The sequence below is a fragment of the Kitasatospora sp. NPDC056783 genome, assembly GCF_042789895.1.
Taxonomy (GTDB): Bacteria; Actinomycetota; Actinomycetes; order Streptomycetales; family Streptomycetaceae; genus Kitasatospora.
On record NZ_JBHUAF010000414.1, the window covers coordinates 1 to 7,341 of the forward strand.

At 74.0% G+C, this 7,341-nt stretch carries 7 protein-coding genes; 3 read left to right on the plus strand and 4 right to left on the minus strand.

The annotated features are described in order from the left end of the window. Positions 1-3: 3 nt before the first annotated feature. From ACFRMQ_RS35385 to ACFRMQ_RS35395, 3 genes are all read right to left on the minus strand, one after another. A complete protein-coding gene (locus ACFRMQ_RS35385) occupies positions 4-1,077 on the minus strand; it encodes a M14 family metallopeptidase (protein WP_380734906.1) in 1,074 nt (357 codons plus the stop codon). 14 nt (positions 1,078-1,091) lie between these two features. Next, positions 1,092-1,421 carry a hypothetical protein gene (locus ACFRMQ_RS35390; protein WP_380734907.1) on the minus strand — a complete coding sequence of 110 codons (330 nt, stop codon included), beginning with the start codon at positions 1,419-1,421 and terminating at the stop codon, positions 1,092-1,094. Between the two features lie 95 nt (positions 1,422-1,516). Then, the gene (locus ACFRMQ_RS35395; RefSeq protein WP_380734908.1) at positions 1,517-2,242 is read right to left on the minus strand and encodes a TetR/AcrR family transcriptional regulator; all 726 of its coding nucleotides are present in this window, start codon (positions 2,240-2,242) and stop codon (positions 1,517-1,519) included. A gap of 486 nt (positions 2,243-2,728) precedes the next feature. On the opposite strand from ACFRMQ_RS35395, the gene ACFRMQ_RS35400 reads away from it, so the two are divergent. Beyond that, positions 2,729-3,358, plus strand: coding sequence for a maleylpyruvate isomerase N-terminal domain-containing protein (locus ACFRMQ_RS35400; protein WP_380734909.1), 630 nt, complete (start codon positions 2,729-2,731; stop codon positions 3,356-3,358). A gap of 68 nt (positions 3,359-3,426) precedes the next feature. On the opposite strand, the gene ACFRMQ_RS35405 is transcribed toward ACFRMQ_RS35400, so the two are convergent. Continuing rightward, on the minus strand, positions 3,427-4,317 hold the full coding sequence (locus ACFRMQ_RS35405; protein WP_380734910.1) for a lysozyme: 891 nt from the start codon (positions 4,315-4,317) through the stop codon (positions 3,427-3,429). Positions 4,318-4,710: 393 nt separating this feature from the next. Here ACFRMQ_RS35405 and ACFRMQ_RS35410 point away from each other — a divergent pair, with 393 nt between their 5' ends. Together ACFRMQ_RS35410 and ACFRMQ_RS35415 are read left to right on the plus strand one after the other, a co-directional pair. Next, entirely contained in the window at positions 4,711-5,289 is a 579-nt protein-coding gene (locus ACFRMQ_RS35410) for a GNAT family N-acetyltransferase (protein ID WP_380734911.1), read from the plus strand. 211 nt (positions 5,290-5,500) lie between these two features. Then, a complete protein-coding gene (locus ACFRMQ_RS35415) occupies positions 5,501-7,216 on the plus strand; it encodes a glycosyltransferase family 2 protein (RefSeq protein ID WP_380734912.1) in 1,716 nt (571 codons plus the stop codon). Positions 7,217-7,341 lie beyond the last annotated feature (125 nt).

Genomic DNA, 7,341 nt, shown 5'->3' on the forward strand with positions numbered 1-7,341 from the left:
GGTTCAGGTGGTGGCCAGGCAGAACCCCACCAGCCCGGCGTCCACGTCGAGGACGATCTTCTCCATCTCCGCCCACGGCGGGTGGAACCGGGTGCCCCACTCGACGGTGAAGCCGAGCACCTTGCCCTGGTCGGGGTCGTCGAAGTGGCGGGCGAAGACGTAGTCGTCGCTGGTGCCGCTGGTCGGGTACAGGTGGAAGCCGCTCAGCGGCCGGTAGGTCAGGCCGCGCACGCCGTGGAGGCCCTGGCAGAAGGCCTCGGCGAGCAGGACGGCGGTGTCCAGGTCGGTCTTGGGGATGTACTCCGCGTACGCGAGGTCGCCGGGCAGGCCGCGGGTGCCGTCGTACTGGCTGTTGCGGAAGTTCATGTCGGGGGTGGTCGACTGGTTGTCGTCGTCGCCCCAGTTGTAGAGCATGTCCTGGGAATAGCTGTGCACGTCGACGAACCACCCGGTCCGCGGGAACTGGTCCAGCAGCCAGCGGACGTTGCGGGTCTCCGGCTCCGAGAAGGGGCTCGGGCCCTCGTACACCTGCTGGTCGCACGGGTCGGCCGACACCTGCGGGGTGGCGGTCGGGGCGAAGGCGGTGGCGAAGTCGAAGAGGAAGTCGTAGTTGCGGTTGAGGTCGACGCCGACGCAGTCCGGGTTCGAACTGCCGCCGGAGTCGGCGGGGTCGCGGTTCTTGCGCCACATCGGGTCGACGGTCTGGCTGAACAGCCGGCCGTCCGGATTGACCAGCGGGAAGAACACCAGGTCCAGCCGCTGGAGCAGGTCGTGGACCTGCTGGGCGGTGAACACGGTGCCGCCGTAGCCGAGGCCGGTGCCGTCGCGCTGGGCCTCCAGCAGGTCGGCGGCGAGGTGGACGAGGATCTCGCAGCTGCCCCACTCGCGGGCGTGCACACCGCCGATCATCATCACGCACTTCTTGGGGATCGGGGCGGGTGCGCCGATGTGCAGGGCGTGGGCGGTGCGGCCCTCGATCGAGGGCTCGGGCAGGGTGAGCAGTTGGGACGTGCCGGGGTAGGCGGTGGCCAGGCTGGTCACGGCCGATTCGACCTCGGTGATGTTCAGGTACGGCATGACGGCCTCCCGGGTCAGCCGGCGGGCTTGGCGGCGAGGCCGTGCGGGACGGCGTCGGCGGCGGCGAACCGGTCGCCGGTGCCGACCTCGGCCTGGGCGGCGCGTCCGGCCTCGCTGGCGTTGCCGATCCGGACCACCGAGACGCCCTCGCGTTCGAGGGCCGGAATCCGGTCGGCCGGGGCGTAGACGTCGATGCCGACACTGCCGTCGGCTTCGAGCCCGGGCCGGCCGCCGGTGTCGGGGCGGGCCTCGCGCAGCAGCGCGCGCAGAACCTCGGGGTCCCTGGCGGTGACGCGGAGCCGGAGGACGTCGGGTCGGGGTGGTCGGGTGGGAACGGCGGACATGGTGACCTCTTCTCGGGCACCGGGGACCGCGGCCCGCGTGGGCTGGTTCCACGGTGTCGACAGGAGCGGATATGTCCGACGTGTACCTCGTATCCTCAGGATGCGTCGCCGCCGTAGAACCCGTCAAGGGGCGGTTCCGGCATCCCGCCGAGCAGGCTGTCCAGGCCGGCCAGCATCTCCGCGTCGTCGTCGAAGTCGGCGAACCGGGGCACCAGGGCGCGCAGCCGGGGGTAGTCGGCGGCGGGCAGCCGGTGCAGGCCGAGCCGCAGGACCGGGTCCGGCTCGCTGGGGTTGTCGACCACCTGGCGCTTGTCCACCAGCATGCAGCCGAGGTTCCAGGCGACGAAGGTGCGGTAGACGGTCAGCGATCCGGCGTCGTCGAAGCCGGCCCGGCCGAGCACGGCCAGGATGTGCTCGGTGAGTTCGAGCACCGAGGCCGGGCGACGGGCCACCGGGACGGCCAGCGGGCGGGTCGCGACCAGTGGCAGGATCTCCGGGTGGGCGTGCGCGGTGGCGGCGAACGCCTGGGCGATCCGCCGCAGTTCGGCCCGCCAGTCGTCCTCGTGCGGCGCGTCGTGGCGGGTGCCGGCGCGCAGCCGGGCGTTGATCTCGTCGAAGTAGGCCTCGACCAGGCCGTCGATCAGGGCTTCCTTGCCGGGGGTGTAGCGGTACAGGGCCATCGACTCCACGCCGAGTTCGGTCGCCAGCCTGCGCATGGTCAGTGCGGACAGGCCCTCGCGGTCGACCAGGGCCACCGCGGCGCCCAGCACCAGCGGGCGGCTCAGCCGGCCCCGCTTCTCGGGGGCGCCCTGCTCGGCCATGTCCGCACTCCTCAGGGTCGGTGGCAGCGTCGTCGGCCGGGGCCGGGGCCGGGGCCGGGGCGGTCCGCGGAGGCGCGGGGCCCGCTGCCGGGCTGGCTTCGACGGATGTCACTCAACGGATACAGAACCAGGATACAAGGTATGAATCATGCGTAAACGGCCGAGCGGGTCTTGATGGCGGTCAGGCCGATTCCGCTGGTCAGCGGGGTGGCCGGAGCGGTGGGGGTGGCGACGGGGGCGGCGGGGCGCGCTGCGCTGCGTAGCCGCCCGGGCGGCCGGCTGCGCGCGGTGGTCCGGCGGCTGGTGGCGGACTGCGGGGCCTGACCGGTGCCGCCGCCCCCGGCCCCACCCGATCCCCACCCGATCCTCGGCCGAGCAGCGGTCGGACGACGAGGGCGGCGCCCGGGGAGGGGGTGGCGACCGGTTTTCCGGGGCGCCGGGTAGCGTGGGGGCAACCCCGTGGTCCCGCCGTCCCGAGGAGAGCCGATGAGCGGTCAGAACGATCCGGTGCGAGCCCTGTTGGCGGAGGTCTGGGCCTCCTGGGCGGAGCGCGGAGCGGCCCTGGACGCCGAGGACTGGGACCGGGCCACCCGGCTGCCCGCCTGGACGGTACGGGAGTTGTACGCGCACGTGGCGCCGGTGCCGGAGATGTTCACCGGCCTGCGCGCCGCCGTGCTCGACGGGCCGGCCGAGGTGACCGACGGCGCCGGCGTCCTGCGCGCCTACAACCGGCCGGGCGGCATCGCGCACACCGCCGCCGGGCAGGTCGCGGAGGCGGCGAAGCGGGCGGCCGGGACGGCCGAACCCGCCGTGCTGATCGCCCGGTTCGGCGTCGAGGGCCCGGCCGCGCTGGCCGGCCTCGCGGACCTGTCGCCGGGCGCCACCGTGGCGCATCCGCTGCTGGGCAGCGTGACGGTCGGCGCGCTCGGCGAGGTGGCGCTGATGGAGGCGACCGTCCACCTGCTCGACCTGATCGCGGCCGTCGGCGGACCGCCGCCCGCCGAGGGCGCGCTGCACTTCACCCGTGGGCTGCTGGCGGAGGTCGCCGATCCGGTGGCGTTCATCGAGGCGGCGACCGGCCGCAGTGCGCAGCCGGTGCTCCCGTTGCTGCGCTGAGGCGGCGGCCCCGGGCACGGTCCCCGCACCGGACCACCCGGTGCGAGGACCGCGCCCGTGCGGCCGGGTCAGCCCAGGGCGAGGGCGCGGAGGCGGTCGGCCGCGCCGTTGAAGTAGTTCTGGTCACCGGGGAAGGTGCCGGAGTCGGCGAACTGCCAGAAGGTCTGGTAGCCCCAGCCGGCCGGCAGGGTGCCGACGGTGGAGGCGTAGCGGGCTATCCAGAGCGGGTTGGTGGCGCCGAAGCCGCTGTAGTTGCCGGTGCACTGGGTCCACCAGTTGGTGGTGGTGTAGATGGTGGGGTAGCGGCCGGTACGGGTGTGGACGGTGTCGCTGAAGGAGCGGATCCAGCTGACCATGGCGCTCTGGCTGAGGCCGTAGCAGGTGGCGCCGTAGGGGTTGTACTCGATGTCCAGCGCGGGCGGCAGGGTCTTGCCGTCGGCGGACCAGCCGCCGCCGTGGCTGACGAAGTAGGCGGCCTGGGTGGCGCCGGAGGAGACGTCCGGCAGCGCGAAGTGGTAGGCGCCGCGGATCAGGCCGGAGTTGTACGAGCCGTTGTACTGCTGGGCGAAGGCGGCGTTGGTGTAGCCGGTGCCCTCGGTGGCCTTGACGTAGGCGAACTTGGCGCCGTTGGCGGCCACCGAGGACCAGTTGACGTTGCCCTGGTAGCTGGAGACGTCCAGTCCCGGGGTCTGGGTGGCGGCGAGCGAGGCGAACGGGGCGGCACCGCCGCCGCGGCCCTCGTGGGCGGCGACGGTGGAGCCGGCGAAGTCCTGGTCGGGGTGGAAGCCGGGGCGTGCCTTGGCGGCGGGGGCGACAGGGGCGGGCTCGGCCGCGTACGCCGGGGCGGCCACGCCGGCGACCAGGGCGGTCGCGGCGGCGAGGGCGGCCACGGCGGGCAGCCGGCGGCGGGCCGGTCTGTCGGCGCGGGCGGTACGGGCGGAACGGGAAGAGCGGTGCATGGGGCACTCCTCGGGAACCGAGCGTGGGGAAGGTCGAAATGACCCGGTACGGCCGGGGTCTGACCGGCCGTACCGCAGAGTAGCCATGTACCCGCCACCGTGACCAGGCATCTTTTTTCACATGGTGAACGCACGTCAGGCGGGCCGGAGCGTCGTGACCGGCAGTCGGCGTTGCCGGTTTTGCCGGTTCCGTCGACCGCGAAACGAGACCGGGGGAGCGGTGGGTGGCGCCGGGCGGACGCGGGGCGCCGCCGGTGCGATCCGGGGCTCCGGTGCGGGCCCGGAGGTGTGCTCGCGCGGACGCCGGACGCCCGGCGCCCGCGGCGCGCTGTGGCACGATGCCCGTGGGCCGGCCACCACGGGCGGCCCCCGCACGTGAGGAGAGAGCAAGTCATGACCGACGCCGCCACCGACCCCGCCGCCGACACCGCCGGGCCCGCCGGGGAGCCCGCCTTCCGGCCCGCCACGACCGCCGACGTCCCGGCCCTGGTGGCGCTGGTCGAGTCCGCCTACCGCGGCGACTCCAGCCGGGCCGGGTGGACCACCGAGGCGGACCTGCTGGGCGGCCGGCGCACCAACCCGGAGGCCGTCACCGCGGCGGTCGGCCACCCCGAGGGCCTGGTGCTGCTGGCCGAGCGCGGCGGCGAGCTGCTCGCCTGCTGCCAGCTGGAGCGGCGCGGCGAGCTGGCCTACTTCGGCATGTTCTCGGTGCGCCCCGGACTCCAGGGCGGCGGCATCGGCCGGGCCGTGCTGGCGGAGGCGGAGCGGCTGGCCGCCGAGGAGTGGGGCGTGCGCGCGATGGAGATGACGGTGATCGAGCAGCGTCCCGAGCTGATCGCCTGGTACGAGCGGCGCGGCTTCCGGCGCAACGGCGAGTTCAGCCCGTTCCCGTACGGCGACGAGGACTTCGGCGTCCCGCGGCGGCCGGACCTCCGGTTCGTCCACCTCGTCAAGGACTTGACGGCTCTCTGAAACGGCTCGGCCGCGGGGTCCGGTTCAGCTTCGCGCGACCGGATCTTCGCAGGTGACGGGGGGTCAACTCGATGAGCAGGGGCGATGCGGAGATGTCATACCTCGTTCATTATTGGTCTAGGCCAATGTGAGAGGCTGAGCGGCGAACGGCCACGTACCGTCCGCTGCCCAGGGGGGCCATTTCCGCATGCCCGTACTCCATGGCACCGCCATGCCCGCACCCGAAACCGGTCCGCGCCGGACACCCGCGGACCCCGACGGCCACCGGCTGCCCAGCCCGCCGGACGACCAGGAGCTCTACTGGTACTTCGGCCCGCAGCGCCGCTGGGTGCTGCTCTGCGCCACCCTCTCCTACGCGGGAGCCACCGCCACGCTCGGCCTGTTCGCCCTCAGCAAGCCGCTGCTCTGGCCGTTCCTGGCGCTCACGGTGCTCAACGCGGCCACCTGGCTGCTCTCCCTCGCCGACGGCCAGCGCGCCCGCCGCTTCACCCGGGACTCCCACGACCTGCTGCTGCGGGCCTGGAGCCCCGCCCGCCACCCGAGCGTGGACCTGCTGCTGCCCACCGCCGGCGAGCCGCTCGCCGTCCTGGACAACGCCTACCGGCACACCGCCGCCGTCCGGTGGCCCGGCGAGCTGACCGTCCTGGTGCTCGACGACGCCGACCGCCCCGAGGTGCGCGAACTCGCCGAGTCCTACGGCTTCCGGTACCGCGCCCGCCCCGACCGGGGCCGGTTCAAGAAGGCCGGCAACCTCAACCACGGCCTGGCCGAGGGCGACGGCGAGATCATCGCCGTCCTGGACGCCGACTTCTGCCCCCGCCCCGACTTCCTGCACCACCTGGTGCCCTACCTCGACAACCCCGAGGTCGGCATCGTGCAGAGCCCCCAGTGCTTCGACACCGACGCCGACATGTCCTGGCTCGAACGCGCCGCCGGAGCGACCCAGGAGATCTTCTACCGCTGGATCCAGCCCTCCCGGGACGCCCAGGACGGCACCGTCTGCTGCGGCACCAACGCCCTCTACCGCCGCGCCGCGCTGCGGCGGATCGGCGGCTTCGCGGAGATCGACCACAGCGAGGACCTCTACACCGGCCTCGCCCTCGCCCGCGCCGGATGGGCCACCCGCTACGTCCCCGCGCTGGTCGCCAAGGGCATGTCGCCCACCGGTCTGCCCGCCTTCATCAGCCAGCAGTACCGCTGGTGCCTCGGCTCCCTGGCCCTGGTCCGCGACCCGGACTTCCGCCGCGGCCCGCTGCCGAGGTCCGCCCGGCTCTGCTTCTGGAACGGCATCCTCGGCTACGTCACCAGCGCGGTGAACGTCTTCGCGGTGCCGCTGCCCGCCCTGATCATGCTGTACTTCCGGCCCGAGGAGATCCGGCCCTGGCAGGTGCTGCCGTTCCTGCCGCCGATCTGGGTCGCCCTGGTGCTGCTGCCCGCGATGTCCCGCACCCGCTGGCGCTTCGAGGTCACCCGGGTCCAACTCCTCGGCGGGCTCTGCCACGTGGTCGCCATCGCCCACGCGCTGCGCCGCCGCTCCGCCGACTGGGTGCCCACCGGCGCCGTCTCCGGCGGCGGTTCGCTCGCCCGCGCCGTCGCCCGGATCGGGGTCGGCTGGCTCGGGCTCGTCGTCCTCGCGGGCGCCGCCGGGCTGGTCCGGGCCGCGCTGCTGCACGGCTGGCGGCCGTACTGGGCGCTCGCCGGGCTGCTCGCGCTCACCGCCTACACCATGGTCCCGCTGATCCGGGAGCTGTGGCCGCTGTCGAAGGGGACGAACGGCGGCAAGGGCGCCGCCGCCGGCGAGGTCGCCGCACCCGCGCCGGGCCGCTCCGACCTCGGCTTCGGACGCTCCGAGGCCGTCGCCGTCACCGCCGTGCTGCTGCTGTGCGGGCTGCTGGCGTCCGGCTGGGCCGATCCGCTGATGTTCTGACGAGCCGTCCATTCGCTTTTCCGGAACCGAGGTTCCTTGCGCGTCGCCCCACCGGCGCGGACACCGCCCGGCCGCCCCATCGGCCCGGCGGGCCCGACAACCGCTGCCAGCCCTGCAAGGAGCAC

Excerpts from the sequence above, each read along its gene's own strand:
- ACFRMQ_RS35385 (WP_380734906.1), bottom strand. The coding sequence starts at position 1,077 with ATGCCGTACCTGAACATCACCGAGGTCGAATCGGCCGTGACCAGCCTG.
- ACFRMQ_RS35390 (WP_380734907.1), bottom strand. The coding sequence starts at position 1,421 with ATGTCCGCCGTTCCCACCCGACCACCCCGACCCGACGTCCTCCGGCTC.
- ACFRMQ_RS35395 (WP_380734908.1), bottom strand. The coding sequence starts at position 2,242 with ATGGCCGAGCAGGGCGCCCCCGAGAAGCGGGGCCGGCTGAGCCGCCCG.
- ACFRMQ_RS35400 (WP_380734909.1), top strand. The coding sequence starts at position 2,729 with ATGAGCGGTCAGAACGATCCGGTGCGAGCCCTGTTGGCGGAGGTCTGG.
- ACFRMQ_RS35405 (WP_380734910.1), bottom strand. The coding sequence starts at position 4,317 with ATGCACCGCTCTTCCCGTTCCGCCCGTACCGCCCGCGCCGACAGACCG.
- ACFRMQ_RS35410 (WP_380734911.1), top strand. The coding sequence starts at position 4,711 with ATGACCGACGCCGCCACCGACCCCGCCGCCGACACCGCCGGGCCCGCC.
- ACFRMQ_RS35415 (WP_380734912.1), top strand. The coding sequence starts at position 5,501 with ATGCCCGCACCCGAAACCGGTCCGCGCCGGACACCCGCGGACCCCGAC.